Here is a 23,200-nt window from a genome sequence, read left to right on the forward strand (position 1 = left end):
GCGGCGTCAACGGGGATTGAGGGTCAGCCGTGAGTTGGCCAGACGCGGTGTTCATCATCTAGCACGATTGCGTGGGCATGGGCCGCGCCCTGTCCATATGCGCGCAGGTGCGGATGGGACGCAGGCAGGTCGGGGTGAGAATGCGGTAGCGGCCCGTCGGCGGCGCGGGGCCAGAGATAAAGCGCAGCCAGAAGCCCCGCAAACGCCAAAGCCGCAAGGATAAGAAGTGTCGGCGCAGGGCCAAGGCGTGTCATCGCGCTGCCCGCGATCGGATAGGCGATCAGCCAGCAAACGTGCGACAGTGCGAAATGCGCGGTGAACAGGGCTGCGCGGTCATCAGGTGCCGAGGATCGCCGCAAAAGCCGCCCCGAAGGCGTGAGGATTGCCGCATAGGCGATGCCAAAGGCGGCCCAGAGCACCAGCAGCGCGATCCAGTCGGGCCGCGCGAGGGATTGCCAGATACCATGCATTGCCAGAAGGCCCGCAAGCGCCGCCGCAGCGATAAGCATCACGGGGCGGTCGCCCGTGCGGCGCAAAAGGCGCGGCAGGGCAATGGCCGCGAACATCGAACCCGCGCCAAAGGCGGCAAGCGCGGTCGCGACATCGGCCTCGCTGCCGTTGTATGTGTCGCGCACCAGCACAACGGTATCGACGATCACAAAGGCGCTGGCGCTTGCAGCCGTCAACACCAGTGCCAGCATCCCGCGCAGGCGCGGTGTGGCCAGATAGATGCGCACACCGCGTGTGAGGCGGTCGTGAAACGGGCGGTCCCGCGTCGGGATGGGCGCGGGCAGGCGGGTCGTGACCACCAGGAGCGCCGAGAGCGCAAAGCCCAAGGCGGTGCCCGCAAAAAGCCAGTGATAACTGACGACGAGCAGCAAAAGACCAGCCAAGGCCGGGCTGATCAGGTTTTCAAGATCGTAGGCCAGCCGCGACAGCGACAGCGCGCGGGTATAGTCGTCTTCATCGGGAAGCACATCGGGGATCGTCGCCTGAAAGGCGGGGGTAAAGCTGGCCGAGGCGGATTGCAGCACGAAGATCGCCAGATAAATCTGCCAGACTTCGGTGATGAAGGGCAGCGACAGCGCGACCCCCGCGCGCACCAGATCAGCGGCGACAAGCACACGGCGGCGCGGCAGGCGGGCGAACAGCGCCGAAAAAACCGGCGAAAGGCCGACATAGGCCACCATCTTGATCACATAGGCAAGACCAAGCACCGAGGCCGCGCGCGGGCCGGCCAGATCATAGGCCAGCAGACCCAGCGCCACGGTCAGAAGGCCAGTGCCGACAAGGGCCACCACCTGGGCCGAAAACAGACGCCCGAACGCGGGATTACGCAGAATCGAAAGCATGTCGTAAGGCTAGCGCGCCACGCAGATGCGATCACGTCTTTTCATGGCGGGCAGAACCAGAACGGCGCGGCGGCGTCAATCGAGTAGGTGAGCAATTTGCGCAGGTCGGTTTGCCAACTGGAGTAAGTTGCACTTTGGTCCGCAGCAAAGGCCGCAAGCATTTGCATTCGTTCGGGCGCGGTGCCGCGGAATCGACGCCAACCGACCAGAAAGCAGGAACTGCCAGTGAAACGTTACTCGTTTAGCGTGACCTGACCCTCAACCGTGGTGATGATCCGGCCTGATGCTGGGGAATAGATACTGTAATAGGTGCCACGGGACTGAACGCCCTCCTGGGCACCAGTGCCACCAATCGAGTACCAAGTACCAGCATTCCGGCCTTCTGAAACATGGGTGACGGAGGTGGCAATGATCGACCGGTCACCGTCAACATTTTCCATCAGGCAGTGTCCTTCGCCACTTGGGATACCGCGGACAATGACGAAGCTACTATTGCACGTCCAAGTCTTCGGTGGGACGTATGATGGATGTTCCGCCGTATATTCGACCAGTTCTTGCGTATTGGTCCCGGACCACAACTGAAGATCGCCGGAGAGCGGTGTGAATGTGGAGCTCGACTGCCCCTCGGTGGTGAGTGTGAAGCGATAGGTCTCCTGCGCGGCGGCGGAAGTTGCAAGGAGCGTGATGGCAAGTGCTGCGTGAGTCATTTGCATAAGATGGTCTTTCTCAAAAAGGAAATACCTGCAGAGTGTTTCGCAAAACTGGCAAACACGCAACTTTTTCAAAGGAATGCAGCGCCAAGGGACGTGAGCCTGAGGCGGCAAGGGTCGTGCCCCGTCACCGGCGATATCCGCAGATCACATCTTTCCAACCCTCAGCACCCATGCTAGCAGCGCCCCAAATCATTCAACCCCTATGAGGTCCATCATGGCTATCCAACGCACCTTTTCGATCATCAAACCCGACGCCACCAAACGCAACCTGACCGGCAAGATCGCCGCCAAGTTCGAGGAGGCCGGCCTGCGCATCGTCGCCTCCAAGCGCATTCAGTTGACACTGGCCCAGGCGCAGCAGTTTTATGGTGTCCACGCCGAACGTCCCTTCTTTGATGAGCTTTGTGAATTCATGATCTCCGAACCGATCGTCGTGCAGGTTCTGGAAGGCGAAGACGCCATCGCGAAAAACCGCGAAGTCATGGGCGCCACCAACCCTGCCGATGCGGCTGACGGCACGATCCGCAAGGAATTCGCGCTCTCGATCGGCGAAAACTCGGTCCACGGGTCAGACGCACCTGAAACCGCAGCCGAAGAAATCGCATTCTTCTTCTCGGGTCTTGAACTGGTCGGCTAAGCCACTGTCAGAGGTCAGGCAAACTGACCACCCTGATACGTTATGACCCCGTATTGCATGCGAAAAACAAGCGGTCGCTCGCGCCTGATGTTGCGAGCGACCGTTGCGCGCCGTTTCAATTGAAAAACACAGTGACTGAACGCATCGACACTTGCGCGGTGTCGTCGGGTATGGACGCCCCCAAGACAGGCAGTGGGACGAACCTATCACGGCGCGTTATTGCAACGCCGGTTGGCGCTCTCCTGATAATCTTCTGCCATTCTTTGCGGAACGCACCGGGATTAGGCATATCGCACGGTCGTGCCTTTTCCATAGGCGGGTGACCTCAAAAATGCGGTGGAGAATACACGTCTGAAATTGACCTTCGCGACAGGGAGTTCAATTACAGCGCATGGCCACCTCCTTACGCATCCTTGTTGTTGAACCGGACCCCGACCGCGCGCGTGACATTATCGATGCACTGGCATCGGCGGGCTGGTCTGATGTCAAAGCGGTCGCGCAAATCTCAGCTCTTGAGAGGACCGTGAAAGACTTTGCGCCAGATATCGTCCTGATTGACCTGGCCAACCCTGATCGCGACACGCTTGAGCACATTTCCCACGCCACGGAATCGACAAAACGCGCAGTGGCCCTGTTTGTCGATCAGACGGACGACGCCTTGACCAAGGCGGCGCTCAATGCGGGTGTCAGCGCCTATGTTGTCGATGGTCTCAAGATGGAGCGCATCAAGTCGGTTCTGGAAACCGCGATCGCGCGGTTCGGGTTCATGCGCCAAATGCAGTCCGAACTCGATGCGGCCAAACAAGCGCTGGAAGACCGAAAGACCATTGACCGTGCCAAAGGCATATTGATGGGGCAACGCCAGATTGGTGAGGACGAGGCCTATACGTTGTTGCGAAAAACGGCGATGAGCCAAGGGCGCAAGGTGATAGATGTTGCGCACGCATTGGTTATGGCCGCGGATCTTTTGGCATGAATGGTGCGGTCCTGAATTGCGGGTATGTTCCGCTGGTAGATAGCGCGCCTTTGATTGTCGCCAAAGAACTCGGGTTTGCGGCGGATCACGGGCTTGCGCTTAACCTTGTGCGCCAGCCTTCCTGGTCAGCGTTGCGCGATATGCTGGCGCTGGGGTATCTGGATGCCGCACATATGTTGGCACCGATGCCCGTCGCGATGTCGCTGGGGATGGGGGGGCTTCCGGCAGAAATCGATGCCTTGATGGTTCTGTCGGTGAACGGCACCGTCTTTGGGCTATCCAACGCGATCGCTGCGCGTGTCGGGGATGTTGCGTTTGGCGACGCAAACGCGCTTTTGGCAGCACTGACCACAACCCTGCACGAGCCTTTACGCGTTGGTGTGCCGTTTCACCACTCCATGCACCGATTGTTGCTGTCCTATTGGACCACTGCGGCGCCGAACCCGCGCATTGAGGTCATCACTGTGCCCCCATCGCGCATGGCGGATGCTGTGGCTGACGGTTTTGTCGATGCGTTCTGGGTTGGGGAACCTTGGGGCAGTGCCGCCGTGCAGCGCGGTGTCGCGCAGCTGATGATGACGGGGCGCGATGTCTGGCAGTTCGCCCCTGAAAAAGTCCTTGCCGCGCGGCGTGATTGGATTGAACAAAATGACGATATCGCGGCCAGATTGATGCGCGCAGTCCTACAGGCGGCAGCATGGCTGGACACGCCCAGGAACACGCCGCTCGCGGTTGAGGTTCTGGGCCGCAGCGAACACCTTAGTATGCCAATAGACCTTATCGATCCGGCATTAAGCGGGCGCATAGCGCCCAAGTTGGGGGCGGTTCCGGTCAAGGTCGATAGATTTGTGCAGTTCCATAACCACGCCGCAAACTTTCCGTGGCGCAGTCAGGCCGCATGGATCGCGCATCAGTTGGGTGCGGATGCTGCGGGCCTGGAGCGGGCCAAAGACTGTTTTCGCTCGGATCTATACCGGAAAAACCTTGCTGATGCTGGCGCAGACATGCCCGGCGCGTCTGAAAAAGAAGAAGGGTCGTTGCAAGTTGCAACGGCTGTCGCATCGTCGCGCGGTCAAATGATTCTTGCGCCGGATGCTTATTTTGACGGCAGGACATTTGATTTCAGCGGGCAAAGGTGATGAACATTTGAGCACATACTGCATTGCGGCAATTTTAATGCGGCGATGCAGAAAAAAGAATTGAAACGCCGACTCGTCTTGCGTCACGTTTAGGCCAAGAGGCAACGAAGCCGACACCGCACCGCCACTGACGGGGTGCATTTTCTCAGAGCAAAGCCGCTCGTTTAGACCACGGACCTCCTCCCCCGTGATCTCGACGTGCGGCTTTTTTGTTTTTCGACAGGACCACAAAGGGACTCCAAAATGAAAAAGACGTTATCCGTATTGCTTGCCACCAGCTGCCTCATTGCGCCGGCCGCCTTTGCGCAAAACCTCGATCTTGAAAAAGAGGACCTGACCCTTGGCTTTATCAAGCTGACCGACATGGCCCCCTTGGCCGTCGCCTATGAGCTTGGCTATTTCGAAGACGAGGGCTTGTTCGTCACGCTGGAGGCACAAGCCAATTGGAAGGTTTTGCTGGATGGTGTGATCAGCGGCCAACTGGATGGTGCCCACATGCTAGCCGGTCAACCATTGGCCGCCACGATTGGTTACGGCACAGAGGCGCATATCATCACGCCCTTTTCGATGGACCTGAATGGCAACGCCATCACGGTTTCCAACGAGATTTGGGACGAGATGCGTCCGAACGTGCCACTGATGGAGGACGGCCGCCCCCAGCACCCGATCAGCGCCGCCGCGCTTGCGCCTGTGGTTGAGGACTACCTTGATCGCGGTGAGCCGTTCAACATGGGCATGGTCTTTCCCGTCTCAACCCATAACTACGAAATCCGTTATTGGTTGGCCGCGGGCGGCCTTGAGCCTGGCTATTACAGCCCACAAGATATCTCGGGTCAGATCGGCGCGGATGTCTTGCTCTCGGTGACGCCTCCGCCGCAAATGCCTGCGACGATGGAAGCAGGCACGATCTATGGCTACGCCGTGGGCGAGCCGTGGAACCAGCAGGCCGTGTTCAAAGGGATCGGCGTCCCCGTCATCACCGATTACGACATGTGGAGCAACAATCCAGAAAAGGTCTTTGGCATCACCGATGAATTCGCCGAGGCCTATCCCAACACCACAATCGCGATGACCAAGGCCTTGATTCGCGCGGCGATCTGGCTTGATGAAAACGACAACGCCAACCGCGAAGAGGCAGTGGAGATTTTGGCGCGCTCTGAATATGTCGGCGCAGATGCCGAGGTCATCGCCAATTCCATGACCGGCTTCTTCGAGTTTGAAAAAGGCGATGTACGCCCTGCACCTGATTTCAACGTCTTCTTCCGCTACAATGCGACCTATCCGTTCTATTCAGACGCGATCTGGTATCTGACGCAGATGCGTCGTTGGGGCCAAATCCCTGAAACGATGCCAGATGACTGGTATTTCGAGACCGCTGCCGAGGTTTATCGCCCCGACATCTACCTTGAGGCCGCACGTCTGCTGGTTGACGAAGGCTTGGCCAATGAAGCGGATTTCCCATGGGACAGTGATGGCTTCAAAGAACCGACACCGGCCAGCGATATCATCGACGCCATTCCTTATGACGGCCGCGCGCCCAACGCCTACATCGACAGCCTGCCCATCGGCTTGAAGTCCGGCCAGACCGTCGTTGATAGCGAAATCCAAGGCTAATCAAACGGCCCCTTCGGCCTTTGCCGAAGGGGTCAGACCCCTTTCAAAACCAGTAGCTGGACCCAGATATGACCGCGATTGATCCCCAGACACTTGACCAAGAAGACCGCCGCGCCCGCCGTTTCGCGCGCATCAACAAGGCCGATGCGTGGTTTCGCGTTTTGGGTCTGTCGTGGCTCACGCCCGTTCTAAAGGCCGCAGCGGGTGATAATCCGCGCGCGCAGATGGGTGAAATCTGGCGGCTGTTGGGGGTGCCGTTACTGGCCATCGCGATTTTCCTGATGATGTGGGCGACACTGGCCCCACGGGTGCAAACATCGCTGGGTGCCGTGCCCGGACCGGTTCAGGTCTGGGAACAGGTGGGAGAGTTGCATCAAGACGCCCTTCGCGAAGGTGAAAAAGCCACCGCCTTTTATGAACGCCAGGACGCGCGCAACGCCGAGGCCATAGCCGAAGGCAACCCCGACGCAGTTCGCGACCGGGTATATACGGGCAAACCAACGTATTACGATCAGATATGGACCTCGATCAAAACGGTATTCTTCGGCTTTCTGATCGCGTCTATCTTTGCCATTCCACTGGGTATCGCGGCGGGTCTGTCAGTGACGGCAAACGCCGCCCTCAACCCGCTGATCCAGATATTCAAACCTGTCTCGCCTCTGGCCTGGCTCCCGATCGTCACGATGGTGGTCTCAGCGGTCTACACCACCAATGACGGGATGTTCTCGAAATCCTTTCTGATCTCGGCCGTGACCGTGACGCTGTGTTCGCTGTGGCCAACGCTGATCAATACGGCACTTGGTGTGTCCAGCATTGACAAAGACCTTGTTTCGGTCAGCCGCGTTCTGAAAATGAACACCTACACCAAGATCACCAAACTGGTCTTGCCGTCCGCGCTACCGTTGATCTTTACCGGATTGCGTCTGTCGCTTGGGGTCGGCTGGATGGTGTTGATTGCGGCCGAAATGCTGGCGCAAAACCCGGGCCTGGGCAAATTTGTCTGGGATGAGTTCCAAAACGGATCATCGCAATCGCTGGCACGGATCATGGTCGCGGTCTTTACGATTGGCATCATCGGCTTCCTCTTGGATCGCGTGATGTATGCTCTGCAATCCATGTTCACATTCTCAAACAACCGGTAGCCCGCGCGCAAGAAGCGTAGCGATCGCGCACAAAGGAAAAACGATGAGCATTCTTTCCCTCAAAGGCGTCTCAAAAAGCTATGGTGATGTGCCGGTTTTGAAAGACATCAATCTGGATGTGGCAGCAGGTGAATTCGTGGTCATCCTCGGGTTTTCCGGCACCGGCAAGACGACACTGATCAACCTGATGGCGGGGCTGGAACCGCCCACCGCTGGTGCCGTGACGTTCAAAGGCGCGCCGATCACTGAACCGGGTCGGGAACGCGGTGTGATCTTTCAAAGCTATTCTTTGATGCCGTGGCTGACTGTGACTGGAAATGTGGCTTTGGCGGTGGATACGATGTTTCCCAACCTGGGCAGACAAGACCGCGCTACCAAGGTTGACCACTACGTTGATATGGTCGGCCTGAGCCACGCCGCCACCCGCCGCCCTGCGGAACTTTCGGGCGGGATGCGCCAACGGGTGAACGTTGCCCGCGCCCTTGCGATGGACCCCGAAGTCCTGCTGCTGGATGAACCGCTGTCCGCGCTTGATGCGCTGACCCGCGCCAATCTGGCAGATGAGATCGAGGCGATTTGGGACAAGGATAGAAAGACCTGCGTTCTGATCACCAATGACGTGGACGAGGCTATCATTCTGGCCGACCGCATCATTGCGCTGAACCCGGATGGCACCTTGGGCAATGAATTCAAGGTGGATATCCCGCGCCCGCGCGATCGCGTCGCGATGAACAGCGATGCCACGTTCAAAAAACTGCGCGGGCAAGTAACGAATTTTCTGATGGATGTCGGTATTGCCGCGAAGGTGGAAGGCGGACGCATATTGCCCGATGTGACACCAATCCACGCTGTTCCCGCAGTTGTCGCCAAGGCACAGGAAGGTGCGATTGAAGAAAAGTTCCTGAATTTCTCTCAACTCGACAAGGTGTATCCCACGCCCAAAGGGCCGCTGACCGTCGTTGAGAATTTCGACCTGAAGATCAACAAAGGCGAGTTTATCTCGCTGATCGGGCATTCGGGCTGTGGGAAGTCCACCGTGTTGACAATGGCGGCAGGACTCAATGAGATTTCCAAAGGCGCCATCCGCTTGGATGGTTGGAACGTTGAAGGGGCCGACCCCGAACGCGCCGTTGTGTTTCAATCGCCCAATCTGTTCCCGTGGCTGACCGCCAAAGAGAACGTCGCGATCGGCGTCGACAAGGTCTACCCACGCGCCTCGCAGGCCGAACGACAGGACGTGGTGGAATACTATCTTGAACGTGTGGGGCTTGCCGACAGCATGGACAAAGGGGCCGCAAGCCTCTCGAACGGGATGAAGCAGCGTGTGGGTATTGCGCGCGCCTTTGCTTTGTCGCCCAAATTGCTGTTGCTCGATGAACCCTTTGGGATGCTTGACAGCCTGACACGCTGGGAACTGCAAGAGGTCTTGATGGAGGTCTGGTCGCGCACCAAGGTCACTGCGATCTGCGTCACGCATGACGTGGACGAGGCCATACTACTGGCAGATCGTGTGGTCATGATGACGAATGGACCGCGCGCGACAATTGGCAAAATCACGGATGTAGACCTGCCGCGCCCACGCACCCGCAAAGCGCTGCTCGAACACCCGGATTACTATGCCTACAGGCAGGAAGTGCTCGATTTTCTTGAGGCGTATGAGCATGGCGCAACGCCCAAATCAAAACCCAACGCCATCGCAGCGGAGTAAGAACATGACCCAAAAACTGGTCGTCATTGGCGCAGGAATGGCCTCGGGGCGGGTGTTGGAACACCTGTTCGATGCGGGCGCAGATTATGAGGTGACGCTGTTTAACGCCGAAGCGCGCGGGAACTATAACAGAATCATGCTGTCGCCCGTCTTGTCGGGTGAAAAGTCATATGATGATATCGTTACCCATGATGCTGATTGGTACGAAAATCATGGTGTCACCTGCCGCTTCGGAGAGCATGTGACCGCGATTGATCGCAGCGCCAAAACAGTCACGGGCGAGAATGGCACCGTGCCTTACGACAAACTGCTGATCGCCACAGGATCGGCCCCCTTCATCATTCCGGTGCAGGGCAAGGATTTGCCGGGAGTCATCACCTACCGCGATCTTGATGATACCAATGCGATGATCGCGGCGGCAGCCAAAGGCGGCAAGGCTGTTGTCATTGGCGGCGGCCTGTTGGGGCTGGAAGCTGCGGCGGGCCTGACCGAACGCGGCATGGAGGTGACGGTGCTGCACCTCATGGGCCATCTCATGGAGCGACAGCTTGATGAAAGTGCCGGCTTCCTGCTGCGGCGTGATTTGCAGAACAAGGGCGTCAAGGTGATCTGTCAGGCGTCAACCGCCGCCATCCTGGGTGATCGTCACGTTGAAGGCGTGATGCTTGAAGATAACACTGGGCTGGAAGCAGATCTGGTTGTCATGGCCGTCGGTATTCGCCCCGAAACCCGGCTTGCAAATGATGCAGGGCTTGAGGTTGCGCGCGGGATCGAGGTCAACGCGCAGATGCAGACCTCTGACCCTGATATTCTTGCCGTCGGCGAATGCATCGAATTTGACGGCCATCTTTTTGGTCTGGTCGCCCCACTTTATGATCAGGCCAAGGTGGTCGCAAAGACGCTGATGGATGAACCGGACGCCTTTGTGGCGAAAGAGCTGTCGACCAAGCTGAAGGTCACCGGATGCGATCTGTTTAGCGCGGGTGATTTTTCGCAAGGGGAAGGGCGCGAGGATATCGTATTTCGCGATCCCGGGCGCGGCGTTTACCGCCGCCTTGTGGTTGAGGACGACGTGCTGGTGGGGGCCGTCATGTATGGCGATACATCTGACAGCAACTGGTTCTTTGGTCTGATCCGCGACAAGACCGACATCGCCGGGATACGCGATACCCTCATCTTCGGCCCAGCCTATCAAGGGGGGACCCCCCTGGACCCTTTAGCGGCTGTTGCAGCCTTACCGCGTGACGCGGAGATCTGCGGCTGCAACGGTATCTGCAAAGGGCAAATCGAAGACGCGATCGCAGCGGGTGCCTCTGATCTGGGCAGCGTGCGGGCAACCACCAAAGCATCCGGGTCCTGCGGGACATGCACGGGGCTGGTCGAACAAGTGCTGGCGGTTCGCTTGGGCGATGATTTCGTCGCGCCCGCCGCGGCCTCGGTCTGTGGCTGCACAGACATGACGCACGAAGATGTCCGCCGCATGATTAAGTCACAAAAGCTGACGTCGATGCCTGCGGTTTGGCAGGAATGCGGGTGGAAAACATCCTGCGGCTGTCATGTCTGCCGCCCCGCGTTGAACTTTTATCTGCTGGCCGATTGGCCGCTGGAGTATCAGGACGACCCGCAAAGCCGGTTCGTCAACGAACGCAAGCACGCGAATATCCAAAAGGATGGGACATTCAGCGTTGTGCCGCGCATGTGGGGTGGACTCACAACGCCCAACGAATTGCGCGCAATTGCGGATGCGGCGGACAAATACATGGTGCCTACTGTCAAGGTTACAGGCGGCCAACGCATCGACCTGTTGGGCGTCAAAGGCGAAGACCTGCCCGCCATCTGGGCGGATCTCAACGATGCGGGCATGGTGTCCGGACATGCCTATTCCAAGGGGCTGCGTACGGTGAAAACCTGCGTCGGCACGGACCATTGCCGCTTTGGCACGCAAGACAGCACCGGCCTTGGCATCAAGCTTGAAAAGGAACTGTGGGGGTCGTGGACGCCGCATAAGCTCAAGCTGGGCGTATCGGGGTGCCCACGCAATTGCGCCGAAGCGACGTGCAAAGACATCGGCATCATTTGCGTCGACAGCGGTTACCAGATCAGCATCGGCGGGGCGGCGGGCATGGACGTGCGCGAAACCGAATTGCTGGTGCAGGTGCCAACCCAAGAGGAAGCGCTATACGTGATCAAGGCGGTCACGCAGCTTTACCGCGAGAACGCCAAATATCTCGACCGGATCTACAAATGGATGGGCAAGGTCGGCCTGGATTGGATCAAAGAACGGATCGTCGATGATCAGGACAGCCGCGCGGACCTCGCCACGCGATTTGACCTCAGCCAATCCATCTATCGCAAGGATCCTTGGGCCGAGCATGCGCAAACCAAAGTCGAGCGCTACCAGCCCCTTGCTACCCTCGCGTTGGAGGCCGCAGAATGAGCGGCTGGATCGATATCGCGGCACTTGATGACATCCCGCAGCGCGGCGCACGCGTCGTCAAAACGGCGCTGGGTTGCGTGGCGGTTTTTCGCACGGGCGAGGACGAGGTGTTCGCGCTCAACAATGCATGCCCGCACAAATCCGGCCCCTTGGCCGAGGGCATCGTGCATGGCAAGTCAGTGACATGCCCGTTGCATAATTGGGTGATCTCGCTCGAAACCGGTGAGGCGCAAGGCGCCGACGAAGGACGCGTCGCCACATATCCGGCCCGCGTGGAACAGGGGCGCATTTTGCTGGACCCTGCGGTGCTGCAAGCGCAATCCATTCAAGGGTCTGCCGCATGAGCCTGACCCGCACCACGTGCCCTTATTGCGGCGTGGGCTGCGGTGTGCTGGCGGGCGCGGACGGGACCATCAAGGGAGACCCCGATCATCCGGCCAACTTCGGTCGGCTGTGTTCCAAAGGGTCTGCCTTGGGCGAAACGATTGATCTTGAAGGACGCCTGTTGCACCCAAAGATCGAAGGCCGCAAGGCGAGTTGGGACGAAGCGCTTGATCTGGTGGCCGCCAAGTTCACGGAAGCAATCCAAAAACATGGCCCCGAAAGCGTGGCATTCTACGCCTCGGGCCAATTGCTGAGCGAAGATTATTACGTCGCCAACAAGCTGATGAAAGGCTTTATCGGCGCGGCCAATATCGACACGAATTCGCGCCTTTGCATGGCGTCTTCTGTTGCCGGACATAAACGCGCGTTTGGCACGGATACGGTTCCAGGGATCTATGGCGACCTTGAGGAAGCGGATTTGGTTGTGCTGGTGGGATCGAACCTGGCGTGGTGTCATCCGGTTCTCTACCAACGGATCGCCGCCGCCAAAGATGCACGCCCGCACATGCGCGTGGTCAATATTGATCCGCGCCGCACAGCGACGACGGATTTGGCGGACCTGCATTTGCAGATCGCACCCGACGCTGATGTTGCGCTGTTTAATGTCCTGTTGGCACATCTCGCCAAGGCGGGGGCTTTGGATCACGGGTTTGTCGCAAACCATGTGAACGGATTGGACAAAGCGCTGACGGCGGCGGGTCAATCAAACCTCGCCGACACGGGATTAAGTGCGCAAGACCTTCAGTTGTTCTTGTCACTTTGGGCCAAGACCGAAAAGGTCGTGACCGTCTATTCGCAAGGCGTGAACCAGTCAGAGTCGGGCACTGACAAGGTAAACGCGATCTTGAATTGCCACTTGGCGACGGGCCGCATCGGCAAGCCCGGCATGGGGCCGTTTTCCATCACGGGCCAACCCAACGCCATGGGCGGGCGCGAGGTTGGCGGGCTGGCGAACATGCTGGCCAATCATCTTGAGCTGGACAACGCCGATCATCGTGCAGCCGTGCAAACGTTTTGGAACAGCCCGACCATTTGCACCCAGCCAGGCCTGAGGGCTGTCGATTTGTTCGACGCCTGTGCCAATGGCAAAATCAAGGCGCTTTGGGTCATCTCAACGAATCCGGCGGCGTCTTTGCCCGATGCAGACGGGGTGGCAGCGGCGATCGCCAACGTGCCATTTGTCGTGACATCTGACATCATCGAAAAGACGGACACCAATGATCTGGCGCATGTCCTGCTGCCCGCAACCGGGTGGGGTGAAAAGGATGGTACCGTCACCAATTCCGAACGCCGCGTGTCGCGCCAACGCGCCTTTTTGCCCGCACCGGGACAGGCGCGACCTGATTGGCAGATTATGAGCGATGTGGCGTCGCGCATGGGGTTTGCCGATGCGTTTCACTATCGCGCCCCGTCGGATGTCTTTGCCGAGTATGTCGCGCTTGATACCGCTACTTCTCAGTTCCCGCGTGACCTGGACCTGAGCATTTTTGCCGATGCGGATTATGCTGAAATGATCCCGTCGCAATGGCCCCGCGACGATCATCGCTTTTTTGCGGATGGTCGATTTTACCACCCCGATGGCAAAGCCAGAATGATCGCCGTGAAGGCGCCAACCCTCACCAAAACCCGCTTTGCCTTGAACACCGGGCGCAATCGTGACCAATGGCACACCATGACGCGCACCGGAAAATCCGCGCGTTTGGGGATGCATCTGGCCGAACCCTACGTCGAAATTCATCCCGAAGATGCGCATGCGTTAGAGTTGGGGCACGGCGACCTTCTGCGCGTTGAGAGCGTTTATGGCGGCGTGATCCTGCGTGTCCTGATCACGCCTCGCACGGCACCGGGACAATTGTTTGCGCCGATGCATTGGACACGGAAGCGCAGTGCGGGCAGTCCTGTCAACAGCCTCGTCGCCCCCTTCACCGATCCGGTTTCGGGCCAACCTGCATTGAAAGCTGGCGCTGTCACCGCCACGAAATTCAAGCCGAAGTGGTATGGATATCTCGCGACCGCTTCAACGCTTTCCCCGCAGACGACCTATGCAGCGATTGCCCGCACCCAAACAGGCTGGCAGGCCGAACTTGCCAGCGCGCAAACCCCGCACGATTGGCAAGCCGAGGCGCGGCGTTTGTCCGGCCAAACGACGGGCGATGCCTCGGTGCAGGGCGATGCCGCAACTGGCGTGGTCCGCATAGCCATCGTTCACAATGGTCTTATTACTGCGTTGTTCTTTGCCTCGCCAGAACCTGTCACATTGTCACGCACGGCGGTGATTGGCTTGATTGGCAGCAATACCTCCCCGCTCGCCGCTCTTGCGGGGCGCAACCCTGCTGATATGCCAGATGCAGGTGCCACGGTCTGTGCGTGTTTCAAAGTGGGCCGCAACACGCTTCTGGGCGCTATTTCCGAGGGCGCGCACAGCGTCGCGGCTTTGGGCGAAGCCACCTGCGCCGGAACAAATTGCGGGTCATGCAAGCCCGAGCTGAAAGCCCTGCTTTCGGAACAGACCCTCAGGGTCGCGGCACAATGAGCCTTGCCCCATTTGTCCAGATCGTCGCCCGCGGCAAGGGGCGCACACGGGCCATGACGATGGATGAAGCGCAGGATGCGATGGGCATAATCCTGAACGGGGAGGCCGCCCCCGAAGCGGTTGGCGCGCTTTTGATGGTGATGCGCTTGCGCGGAGAAACCGCCGCGGAAATCGCGGGCTTTACCGCAGCCCTGCGCGCGCATGTCGATGGGGCCTTGCCCAGGTCTGACCTTGATTGGCCGTCTTATGCCGCCGGCCGTAGCCGCGGCGCACCCCTGTTTTTGCTGGCCGCAGCGCTGGTCGGCCAAGCGGGCTATCGCGTGTCCATGCATGGTTGGAATTCCCACCAATCTGGGGTGGCGTCCGTGCGTGATGCGCTGCCCCTCGTCGGGCCGAATGTTGCCTATTTCCCGCTGGAGACCCTTAGCCCGGTTGCATTTGATTTACTGGCCTTGCGCGACACGTTCGGGCTGCGATCCTGTTTCAACACAGTTTTACGCATGTGGAACCCATCAAACGCCCCCGCAACCGTGCAAGGCGTGTTCCACCCGTCCTATCGCAGTTTACAGGCGCAAGCCGCCGCAATGCTGGGGCAAGAACAGCTTTGCATCATCAAAGGCGGCGGTGGTGAATTCGAGCGCCATCCATCCAAGGACATCACCGCCTTCGGGTTGCGCGATGGTGTGCACATCAAGCAGAAAACCCGCCCGATTGCCGATGACACACGCCGCCTGCACGAGGCCGATGCTCCTGTCGACCTCAACGCCCTTTGGCATGGCAAGTCACATGACCGCTTTGCCATTGCCACCATTACCGGCACCGCCGCACTCGCCCTGTGGACCTTGAAAGCCACGCCAACCGTGGCCGAAGCGCAGGACATGGCGCAAGACCTTTGGGCAACCCGACACCAACATGAAAGCCTGTCCGCATGAAAACCTTTCCGATGTTCCTTCAAATGGCAGGCCGCCGTGTTGTGATCCTGGGCGGCGGCGAGCAAGCGGCACAAAAAGCGCGTCTGATCCTGAAAACCGAAGCCTCGGTTGACGTCTACGCCCCGACACTTGATCCGGAATTGGCGGGTCTTGTCGCACAGGGGCGTCTGCATCACCATATCGGCCCTGTTACTCCGTCCTGTTTCGCGAACGCGGCGCTGACCTTTATCGCAACGGGCTGTCCCGGCCTTGACAGCGCGTTACACGCGCTCGCAAAAGAGGCAGGGGCGACGGTCAATGTCGTGGATCAGCCGCACCTTTGCGATGCGATAACCCCGTCAATTGTAGACCGTGACCCTGTCGTTGTGGCCATCGGAACCGAAGGCACAGCGCCCGTTCTGGCCCGCCAGATCAAAACAAGACTGGAGGAAACACTTGAACCGCGCCTGGGCGACCTGGCGGCTTTGGCTGGCCGCCTGCGTGCATCGGCCGCTGCCCGCCTCGCGCCCCGCGCGCGTCGCGATTTATGGCGTTGGGTGTTCAACGATCAACCGCGCCAACTGTTCACAAGCGGGGCCGAGCGGGACGCGGCAAAGCAAATCAAGACCGCCATCGCAACAGGCGAGTTCGGTGCAACCAAAGGCGGCAGCGTCAGCCTTGTCGGTGCCGGACCGGGGGCCAAGGACCTTATCACGCTGCGCGGGGTGCAACGCCTGCAAGAGGCAGATGTGATCTTTTATGATCGTCTGCTGGACCCTGAAATCCTCGATCTTGCGCGCCGCGACGCGGAACGCATCTATGTTGGCAAGGCCCCGGGATGCCACAGTTGGCCACAGGACAAAATCACGCAGACTTTGGTCTTTGCGGCACAGCGTGGCCAAAGGGTCGTCCGTCTCAAATGTGGCGATCCGGGTGTGTTTGCGCGCAGCACCGAAGAAATCGATGCGTTCAAGGCCAATGGCATTGCGTTTGAAATCGTTCCCGGTGTGACGGCGGCCTGCGCCGCAGCGGCAACCCTGGGCGAAAGCCTGACAGAGCGCGGCGCCGTTGACAGCTTGGTCCTGACCACGGGGCATCTAGAACAAGGCTATGCTGTTCCTGATGCGATCAAAGACCTCAAACCGGGAACCTGCGTCGCGCTCTATATGGCTGTGGGCGCTGCCCCTCAGATCATGGCGCAGCTGGACCGCAGTCACCCCGATGCAGGGCTGGACGTGCAGGTCGTCGCCAGGGCACAACGCAAACAACAGGTTGTTTTCAACTGCACACTCTGCGCGCTTGAAGATAGGTTAATGGCCCATGAGATCACTGGCGAAGCGATGCTGTTTATCCGCTGGCCGCGCAACAAGCGGCTTGACGCGCGTGCTGCTTGCAGATCTTGCGCAGTCGCGTGACCGAGGTTTGCGTAGTTCTCTCCCCTCCGGTGTCAGTGCGCCCTTCGCGAAAGATGGCCATGACGATGCGCCCGAAGGCATCACGCAAGGGCTGCTTCAGACTATAGAAGTTTGGCCTTCTTGGTGTTGCGGCCCGCTGGCGCAATTGGGAAAATCGGCCGCCGTGAATCACTGATGTGCGAGGGTCGACACCACTGGTTGAGCAAAAGAGAATTGCCACCCCGCCTTGTGCGGCGCGGGCCAGGTTTTAAGTGCGGGACGGGCAGTCGCGGCGCACTTCGCGGGTGCGCAATCCGGTTTCCACCAACATGCACCGGTCGCGCGCCTCGTAGTAATAGCCGCGCGCATACCACATGACCGCCTCGTTGATATCACCATCCGATACCAGCCAGGCGCCGCGCAGATACCGCCCCGCGTAGATCAGCGTGGTTTCCGCATCCAGCAGCGTCGAGGGCGGGCCGCGATGGCCCATCTGTGCCGCGGTTTCGGGAAGAATCTGCATCATCCCCCAATAGGGGCCGTTACGCGCGCGCGGACGGTAATCGCTTTCGCGCTGGATCACGCGGTGGATCAGCGCCTCGGGGATGTCATGCACCTGGGCGTATTTCACGATCAACGCGCGGATTTCCGGCGTTTCACCGGGATAAAGCGCAAGGGCCGCAGGCGGCGGGGCAGGCGGGTCCGTGCGGGCGCAGGCCGATAGCACCAGCACGCCGATAAGGGCGATATATTTGATCATGACAAATGCCTAGCCCGCGCAGGGCACACGCGTCCAGAGCGCAGGCCAATGCCCCAGCGGATTATCGCGCGCCTTTCAGGATTTATTGACCTCGACCAGCCCGATCCGGTCCATGAAGTTTTGCAGCTCTGATCGCCCCGCGTCAAAATGGGCGGCCTTGATCGCGTCGAAACGGACGCGAAGCGCTTGTTTCTCGGCGCCCTTGCAATCGTTCCAGGCGCGGCCCTGCAACCCCATGACCAACACGTAGTATCCGATGAAATGCGGGCGGGTGCCGCTGGCCAAAAGGCGTCCGTAAGCCGCGTCAGCCCCCAGGGCGGCGACTTCTGCGGCGGTGGTTATCCCGGCCCGGGCAAATTCGGCCGCCATCGCGGGGCCAAGGTTGCGAATGGTTGTGATACTTGCCATCCGCCCAGTTTAGGGTCGGCACAAAAAAAGACCAGAGGGCGCGGGTGCAAGGGGGGAGAAACCCAAGGGCACCGTGCCCGTCTGGTCTGCATATCTGCGCCGCGCGAGGGGAGGATCTGCGCACCGCAGGGTTGTTCGCGGCCAGTCAGATGCTGGCGAAATCCGTAAAGACAACCGGTTTGGGGCTGGGGCGTTTGCGGCCCTGCACGGGAATGGTTTTCGGCGCTGGGGGCCGAGGCGCCGGTTTGGGCGCGCGAATGGGGGTCGATTGTGCCATATTCGTGATCCTGCTTTGCCTCGGTATCACTGCCGGTTTGACCTCTTGTCGGGCCATAAAATAAGGCTGCTACAAAACTATGCCGCTCAAAGGGCCAAAATATGGCAACTTTGGGGCAAGGTAGGCAGGGTCGGACAAAGCGTCTCACTGTCTATCGATGAAAGTATTGGCTCCGGCGGTAGGGATCGAACCTACGACCAATTGATTAACAGTCAACTGCTCTACCGCTGAGCTACGCCGGAAAACCTTGGGCCGTATAGCAACCTCGTTTGAAGGCGTCCAGTGGGTTTGCGCAGAAAAATGCACCGCTTCAGGTGGCGAGCGCGAAAACCGCTGTGCTGGATAGGTCTGGGGTCGCGACAACCATGTTTTTTCCATGAAGATCAATGAGATGTGCAATGACATTACGCTCGGCGGCGGGTCGCAGGGCGAGGGGGGCATCGGCGTAAATCCGTGTGGTCAGTTGCGTCGGTGTGGCGGGTCCATCGCCCAGAGTGGTCAGGATTTGCGCCGTGCGGGCCTCGCGGTGCGCGATCAGCCAGTCAAGCCGCGCATGGGGGTCCCCGATTGGGGCACCGTGGCCGCTGTGGTAGCGCCTGGCAGGAATAGCGCGCAGGCGCGCGCAGGAGGCCATGAAATCCGCCAAGTCACCATCGGGTGGCGACACAAGCGAGCTGGCCCAGCCCATCACATGATCGCCGGTAAAGACCTGATCGCCCCAGACCAGACAGATGTGATTGCCCAGATGACCGGGGGTGTGCAGCACGTCCAGATCACCAAAGCCACCCGAGACCCGCGCGCCATCCGCGAGGTGCAAATCGGGGGCAAAGCTGTGGTCGATCCCTTCGCCGCCACCGGTGAACCCCGCGCTGGCAAGGGCCGTCATCACGCCAGATCGCCCCGCCAAAGCATCGCCAAAGGCGCTGACAGGCGCGCCGGTGGCCTGTGCAAGGCGCGCGGCCAGTGGCGAATGATCCACATGGGCGTGAGTGACGATAATCTGCGATACCCGTGCGCCACCAATCGCCGCCAGCAGGGCCGCCATATGGGCCGGATGATCAGGGCCGGGATCAATCACCGCCAGATCGTCGCTGCCCAGCAAATAGGTATTGGTCCCACGATAGGTCATCGGCGAAGGGTTGGGCGCAAGCACACGGCGTAGCCCGTCGTCCAGGTTTTCGGCCAGGCCCGCCGTCGGGTTAAAATCGCTGTCATCCATCGCTTCGTGCTTTCCCCGCCCTGATGCGCCCGCTACGTTTAGCCCATGTTCTTTGCGATGCTCAAACACTACATGCCGCGCTCGCTTTATGGGCGGGCGGCGCTGATCCTGCTTTTGCCGGTGATCTCGCTGCAATTTGTGGTGTCGGTCGTATTTATCCAGCGCCACTTCGAGGGTGTGACCGAACAGATGACCGGCTCGATGATCCCCGAACTGGCACTTCTTGTGCAAACTGTCGAAAACGCGCCTGATCTGGCGCTTGCCCAAGGCCGGGGGCGGGCATTGGCCGCGCCGCTCGAACTTGAGATGACCCTGCCGACTGGCGGGATGCCAGCGGCAGACATACGCCGGTTTTACGACTTTTCCGGCATTGTCGTGATGCGCAGGTTGCGGGAGTCCCTGCCTGAGCTGCGGACCGTATCGCTGCCCGATGATCGCGAGATTTCGCTTTGGTTCGATACCCGCCACGGGGCGCTGCAGGTTACATTCGCCCGCGGGCGGGTCTCGGCGTCAAACCCGCATCAGTTGCTGGTCCTGATTGTGGTCCTGGGCATCTTGCTGACGACGATTTCCTTTGTTTATCTGCGCAACCAATTGCGCCCGATCAAACGGCTGGCCAAGGCATCGGCTGAATATGGCAAGGGGCGCGTGGTCCCCTATAACCCCTCTGGGGCCACCGAAGTCCGCGCGGCGGGGGCGGCCTTTCTGGACATGCGCAACCGGATCGAGCGCCAGACAGCCGCGCGCACGATGATGTTGTCGGGGGTCAGCCACGATCTGCGCACGCCGCTGACCCGTCTGCGCCTTGGGCTGACCCTGCTGGACGACCCGGACGAGGCCGCACCGCTGATCCGCGATGTCGATGACATGCAGCGCCTGCTTGACGGCTTTCTTGATTTCGCACGCGGTGATGCGGGGGATGAACCTGATATGGTCGATCCTGCCGCGTTGTTGCAAAAGGTGATTGCCGATGCGCAACGCATGGGGCAGGCGGCGCAGCTGGGCGGGCTTGATGGTGTGGACCCGCCGCAATTGGTGTCCCTGCGGCCGATGGCGATCCGGCGCGCGCTGGAAAACCTGATCGGCAACGCCCTGCGCTATGGCTCCCGCTGCGAGGTGTCCCTGACCCTGAGTGATCGCGCGATCCGCTTTTCGGTCGAAGACGATGGCCCGGGCATTCCTGCGGACAAGCGCGAGGAAGCCCTGCGCCCCTTTGCCCGCCTTGATCCGGCGCGCAATCAGGATCGGGGCACCGGCGTTGGGCTGGGGCTTGCGATTGTTGCCGATATTGCCCGCAGCCACGGTGGCACCCTTCGCCTTGACGATAGCGCGCGTCTGGGGGGCTTGCGCGCCGATCTGGTGCTGGCCCGCTAAAGGATGAAATCCGCCGCCGTCAGGGTGCTGGCATCGACGCCGGTCAGGGTCACTTCACCGTAGGGGCCCGCCATCATGTCAAAGCTGGCGATAACGCGCAACTGGGTGTCCGCCCCGTCCTGCCAGATCAGCAATCGCCCGATACTGGGGGCAGGGGCGACGCAACTGAACCCATCCGACAGAATGCCGGCCCCCGCAAAGGGATCGTCAAAGCGCAGAAACGACGCCGTAATTGCCGACAGGTCAATAAGGTCGCCACTGGTGAAATCGGTGATCGTATCCCGGCCTTGGAAGGGCGCAAAGATGAACACATCCGCACCCGTCCCCCCGCGAGGCTGTCATTGCCCGCCCCGCCCGCGATCGTGTCATCGCCCGCGCCCGCCGCGATCGTGTCATCGCCCGCACCCCCCGCAAGGGTCACGCCTGCGCTATCGGCGCTGGCATCCAATATGTCGGCAAAGCCGGTGCCGATGATGTCAGAAAGGTTCACAAACAGCGATGGCGTCGTCGGATCATACCCGCCACCCCAAAGTGCGCCGCTGCCATCTCCGTCAAACAGGGCCGTGAGGGCGCTGCCCGCACTGGTGAGGTCAAGCGTGGCCGCGCCGCCGGTCGCGCCATCGTTCAAGGCGGTGACGGTCAGGGCGCTCTGGCCCGTTGAGACCCCAAGGATGTAACTGAAATCAACGTCTTGGCCGGTGATATTCATGTTGACATCCAGACCCGACAACCCGGTCGTCGCACTGGCAAGTGTCAGCACGGTGCCTTGGCTGATTGCGGTGCTGGTCAAGGTCATGTTGACATCGCCAAGGTCCAGTGTTCCGCTGCTGGTGATCGTATCGGACTGGCTGCCGTTGCTGTGCAGGATCAGGGTGGTGCCCGCATCAAGCACCAGATTGTCGGTGGTGACTACCGCATCGCCCGCGCCGTCACCGATCACCAGCGTGGCGGTATCAAGGCCGATACCGCTGCCCAGATCGGCGCCATCAAGCAGGGTCAGCACACCCGCCACCGCGAGGGTATATGCGCCATTCAAGGTGCCCGTTGCGGTCATGTCGCCCGTGATCGTCGCGGCCTCGGACAGGGTAAAGCTGCCGCCGGTCTGGGTCACGTCGCCGTCAAACAGTGCGCCGCCAAACATGATCAGTGTCGTGCCGGAACTTGTGTAATCGCCCGTCACGCTGGCCCCCAGGGCAAGGCGCAGCAGGGCAGCGTTATCGACTGCGCCGACGATGTCGCCATAGCTGGTCAGCGTGCCGCCGGTCAGGGTCAGATCGCCGGTGATCACGGCGCCGCCATAGTTGGTGAGGTTCGCGCCCAAGCTTTGCGACAGGCTGGCGGTGATGGTGCCAAAGTTGGTGATATAGCCGTTTTCGCCATTGGCCAGTGAGACCGCATTCAATGTGGTGCCGCTGTTGACGGTCAGTTGCGCCAGCCCGCCCAGACTGTCGCCAAGGTTGGTGAATGTGCCCACTCCGCCCAGATTGCCGTCCAGTGTAAAACTGGCCGTGGCGGCGGTGCCGCCTGTGTCATTGGCGACGTTCTGCCCGCTCAGGGTTAGCCCCGCTGCGGCGATTGTGGTTGAGCCACTCGCGTCAATGCCTGCGGCTGTGCCTGACAGGGTCGCCACGCCGCTGTTGCTGAATGTGTCCAGCAGCGTGCCGGAACTGGTGAAATTGCCCGCCGAAGCGATCAGTCCGTCCCATGTGCCCGTCACGACCAGCCCCGCCGAGGAGGCCACGATCACGGGCACAACTGCCCCGATATCAGTGCCCGCGACGGTCAATGTGCCCGACCCGGTCAGCGTCACCAGTCCGGTGCCGGTAAATGGTGTGGTGATCGCCGCCGTCTGCCCGAAGTTGGCGATATGGATGGTCAGCCCGCTGCCCGTATCGATCAGCGCGCCGACTGTGCTGGACAGGACATAGCCGCTGGCGGCAAAGCTGATCTCGGCGGGCGCCACCGTGGGCGACAGATCGACGGTGCCACCGATTCCGCCAAAACTGACGCTGTCGCCATTGCTGAAGGTGGTATTGGTGACGCCGCCATCGGCCGTGAAATACGACAAGCCAAAGGACCACGCACCCGCGCCCCCTGTGACAGCACTGTCACCGGTTACCGTATCCCATTGCAGGATCGCCATGATCTACCCGTTCTTGCGTTAAGAAACGCTTAACCTTGACAGGGTTAATTTTTGGTTAACGCCGGGCCGGTCTGGATGG

19 protein-coding genes and 1 tRNA gene are annotated in these 23,200 nt (G+C 60.1%); 12 read left to right on the top strand and 8 right to left on the bottom strand.

Annotated elements, in window-relative coordinates:
* Positions 1 to 23: 23 nt before the first annotated feature.
* A complete protein-coding gene (locus FTO60_RS06545; RefSeq protein ID WP_148055203.1) occupies positions 24 to 1,352 on the bottom strand; it encodes an MFS transporter in 1,329 nt (442 codons plus the stop codon).
* Positions 1,353 to 1,585: 233 nt separating this feature from the next.
* Positions 1,586 to 2,059 (bottom strand): hypothetical protein, encoded by a 474-nt coding sequence (locus FTO60_RS06550; protein ID WP_148055204.1) that lies wholly within the window; start codon positions 2,057 to 2,059, stop codon positions 1,586 to 1,588.
* 220 nt (positions 2,060 to 2,279) lie between these two features.
* On the opposite strand from FTO60_RS06550, the gene ndk reads away from it, so the two are divergent.
* The 11 genes from ndk (at position 2,280) to cysG (ending at position 16,961) form a co-directional block, all read left to right on the top strand.
* Positions 2,280 to 2,702 carry a nucleoside-diphosphate kinase gene (gene ndk / locus FTO60_RS06555; RefSeq protein ID WP_148055205.1) on the top strand — a complete coding sequence of 141 codons (423 nt, stop codon included), beginning with the start codon at positions 2,280 to 2,282 and terminating at the stop codon, positions 2,700 to 2,702.
* Positions 2,703 to 3,093: 391 nt separating this feature from the next.
* Positions 3,094 to 3,678 carry an ANTAR domain-containing response regulator gene (locus FTO60_RS06560; RefSeq protein ID WP_148055206.1) on the top strand — a complete coding sequence of 195 codons (585 nt, stop codon included), beginning with the start codon at positions 3,094 to 3,096 and terminating at the stop codon, positions 3,676 to 3,678.
* On the top strand, positions 3,675 to 4,817 hold the full coding sequence (locus FTO60_RS06565) for an ABC transporter substrate-binding protein (protein ID WP_148055207.1): 1,143 nt from the start codon (positions 3,675 to 3,677) through the stop codon (positions 4,815 to 4,817). Before FTO60_RS06560 ends, FTO60_RS06565 begins: the two co-directional genes overlap by 4 nt.
* A 243-nt stretch (positions 4,818 to 5,060) precedes the next feature.
* On the top strand, positions 5,061 to 6,431 hold the full coding sequence (locus FTO60_RS06570) for a CmpA/NrtA family ABC transporter substrate-binding protein (RefSeq protein WP_148055208.1): 1,371 nt from the start codon (positions 5,061 to 5,063) through the stop codon (positions 6,429 to 6,431).
* A 68-nt stretch (positions 6,432 to 6,499) separates the two neighbouring features.
* A complete protein-coding gene (locus FTO60_RS06575; RefSeq protein ID WP_148055209.1) occupies positions 6,500 to 7,573 on the top strand; it encodes an ABC transporter permease in 1,074 nt (357 codons plus the stop codon).
* Between the two features lie 43 nt (positions 7,574 to 7,616).
* Complete coding sequence (locus tag FTO60_RS06580; RefSeq protein WP_148055210.1) at positions 7,617 to 9,281, top strand: ABC transporter ATP-binding protein; 1,665 nt, start codon at positions 7,617 to 7,619, stop codon at positions 9,279 to 9,281.
* 4 nt (positions 9,282 to 9,285) lie between these two features.
* Entirely contained in the window at positions 9,286 to 11,718 is a 2,433-nt protein-coding gene (nirB, locus tag FTO60_RS06585) for a nitrite reductase large subunit NirB (RefSeq protein WP_148055211.1), read from the top strand.
* Entirely contained in the window at positions 11,715 to 12,062 is a 348-nt protein-coding gene (nirD, locus tag FTO60_RS06590) for a nitrite reductase small subunit NirD (RefSeq protein WP_148055212.1), read from the top strand. The genes nirB and nirD overlap by 4 nt, the downstream gene beginning before the upstream one ends.
* The gene (locus FTO60_RS06595; RefSeq protein WP_148055213.1) at positions 12,059 to 14,635 is read left to right on the top strand and encodes a nitrate reductase; all 2,577 of its coding nucleotides are present in this window, start codon (positions 12,059 to 12,061) and stop codon (positions 14,633 to 14,635) included. Before nirD ends, FTO60_RS06595 begins: the two co-directional genes overlap by 4 nt.
* Positions 14,632 to 15,567: a glycosyl transferase family protein gene (locus tag FTO60_RS06600; protein WP_148055214.1), complete on the top strand. Its 936-nt coding sequence runs from the start codon at positions 14,632 to 14,634 to the stop codon at positions 15,565 to 15,567. The genes FTO60_RS06595 and FTO60_RS06600 overlap by 4 nt, the downstream gene beginning before the upstream one ends.
* The gene (gene cysG, locus FTO60_RS06605; protein WP_148055215.1) at positions 15,564 to 16,961 is read left to right on the top strand and encodes a siroheme synthase CysG; all 1,398 of its coding nucleotides are present in this window, start codon (positions 15,564 to 15,566) and stop codon (positions 16,959 to 16,961) included. The genes FTO60_RS06600 and cysG overlap by 4 nt, the downstream gene beginning before the upstream one ends.
* A gap of 247 nt (positions 16,962 to 17,208) precedes the next feature.
* On the opposite strand, the gene FTO60_RS06610 is transcribed toward cysG, so the two are convergent.
* The 4 genes from FTO60_RS06610 to FTO60_RS06625 form a co-directional block, all read right to left on the bottom strand.
* Entirely contained in the window at positions 17,209 to 17,700 is a 492-nt protein-coding gene (locus FTO60_RS06610; protein ID WP_148055216.1) for a lytic transglycosylase domain-containing protein, read from the bottom strand.
* A 75-nt stretch (positions 17,701 to 17,775) separates the two neighbouring features.
* Positions 17,776 to 18,108 (bottom strand): TfoX/Sxy family DNA transformation protein, encoded by a 333-nt coding sequence (locus FTO60_RS06615; RefSeq protein ID WP_148055217.1) that lies wholly within the window; start codon positions 18,106 to 18,108, stop codon positions 17,776 to 17,778.
* A gap of 444 nt (positions 18,109 to 18,552) precedes the next feature.
* Positions 18,553 to 18,627: transfer RNA gene (locus FTO60_RS06620), tRNA-Asn, on the bottom strand.
* Between the two features lie 68 nt (positions 18,628 to 18,695).
* A complete protein-coding gene (locus FTO60_RS06625) occupies positions 18,696 to 19,604 on the bottom strand; it encodes an MBL fold metallo-hydrolase (RefSeq protein WP_148055218.1) in 909 nt (302 codons plus the stop codon).
* 45 nt (positions 19,605 to 19,649) lie between these two features.
* Here FTO60_RS06625 and FTO60_RS06630 point away from each other — a divergent pair, with 45 nt between their 5' ends.
* Complete coding sequence (locus tag FTO60_RS06630) at positions 19,650 to 20,978, top strand: ATP-binding protein (protein WP_148055219.1); 1,329 nt, start codon at positions 19,650 to 19,652, stop codon at positions 20,976 to 20,978.
* On the opposite strand, the gene FTO60_RS17635 is transcribed toward FTO60_RS06630, so the two are convergent.
* Together FTO60_RS17635 and FTO60_RS06635 are read right to left on the bottom strand one after the other, a co-directional pair.
* Positions 20,975 to 21,112 carry a hypothetical protein gene (locus FTO60_RS17635; RefSeq protein WP_172623826.1) on the bottom strand — a complete coding sequence of 46 codons (138 nt, stop codon included), beginning with the start codon at positions 21,110 to 21,112 and terminating at the stop codon, positions 20,975 to 20,977. The two genes, FTO60_RS06630 and FTO60_RS17635, sit on opposite strands and share 4 nt — an antisense overlap.
* Positions 21,106 to 23,121, bottom strand: coding sequence for an S-layer family protein (locus FTO60_RS06635; protein ID WP_148055220.1), 2,016 nt, complete (start codon positions 23,119 to 23,121; stop codon positions 21,106 to 21,108). Before FTO60_RS06635 ends, FTO60_RS17635 begins: the two co-directional genes overlap by 7 nt.
* Positions 23,122 to 23,200: the final 79 nt, after the last annotated feature.

The organism is Octadecabacter sp. SW4, assembly GCF_008065155.1.
Lineage (GTDB): Bacteria > Pseudomonadota > Alphaproteobacteria > Rhodobacterales > Rhodobacteraceae > SW4.

Coding starts and splice junctions, on each gene's coding strand:
- FTO60_RS06625 (WP_148055218.1), bottom strand. CDS start 19,604: ATGGATGACAGCGATTTTAACCCGACGGCGGGCCTGGCCGAAAACCTG.
- FTO60_RS06630 (WP_148055219.1), top strand. CDS start 19,650: ATGTTCTTTGCGATGCTCAAACACTACATGCCGCGCTCGCTTTATGGG.
- FTO60_RS06595 (WP_148055213.1), top strand. CDS start 12,059: ATGAGCCTGACCCGCACCACGTGCCCTTATTGCGGCGTGGGCTGCGGT.
- FTO60_RS06560 (WP_148055206.1), top strand. CDS start 3,094: ATGGCCACCTCCTTACGCATCCTTGTTGTTGAACCGGACCCCGACCGC.
- FTO60_RS06610 (WP_148055216.1), bottom strand. CDS start 17,700: ATGATCAAATATATCGCCCTTATCGGCGTGCTGGTGCTATCGGCCTGC.
- FTO60_RS06635 (WP_148055220.1), bottom strand. CDS start 23,121: ATGGCGATCCTGCAATGGGATACGGTAACCGGTGACAGTGCTGTCACA.
- FTO60_RS06580 (WP_148055210.1), top strand. CDS start 7,617: ATGAGCATTCTTTCCCTCAAAGGCGTCTCAAAAAGCTATGGTGATGTG.
- FTO60_RS06615 (WP_148055217.1), bottom strand. CDS start 18,108: ATGGCAAGTATCACAACCATTCGCAACCTTGGCCCCGCGATGGCGGCC.
- FTO60_RS06575 (WP_148055209.1), top strand. CDS start 6,500: ATGACCGCGATTGATCCCCAGACACTTGACCAAGAAGACCGCCGCGCC.
- FTO60_RS06545 (WP_148055203.1), bottom strand. CDS start 1,352: ATGCTTTCGATTCTGCGTAATCCCGCGTTCGGGCGTCTGTTTTCGGCC.
- FTO60_RS06550 (WP_148055204.1), bottom strand. CDS start 2,059: ATGACTCACGCAGCACTTGCCATCACGCTCCTTGCAACTTCCGCCGCC.
- FTO60_RS06565 (WP_148055207.1), top strand. CDS start 3,675: ATGAATGGTGCGGTCCTGAATTGCGGGTATGTTCCGCTGGTAGATAGC.
- FTO60_RS06570 (WP_148055208.1), top strand. CDS start 5,061: ATGAAAAAGACGTTATCCGTATTGCTTGCCACCAGCTGCCTCATTGCG.
- nirD (WP_148055212.1), top strand. CDS start 11,715: ATGAGCGGCTGGATCGATATCGCGGCACTTGATGACATCCCGCAGCGC.
- nirB (WP_148055211.1), top strand. CDS start 9,286: ATGACCCAAAAACTGGTCGTCATTGGCGCAGGAATGGCCTCGGGGCGG.
- ndk (WP_148055205.1), top strand. CDS start 2,280: ATGGCTATCCAACGCACCTTTTCGATCATCAAACCCGACGCCACCAAA.
- cysG (WP_148055215.1), top strand. CDS start 15,564: ATGAAAACCTTTCCGATGTTCCTTCAAATGGCAGGCCGCCGTGTTGTG.
- FTO60_RS06600 (WP_148055214.1), top strand. CDS start 14,632: ATGAGCCTTGCCCCATTTGTCCAGATCGTCGCCCGCGGCAAGGGGCGC.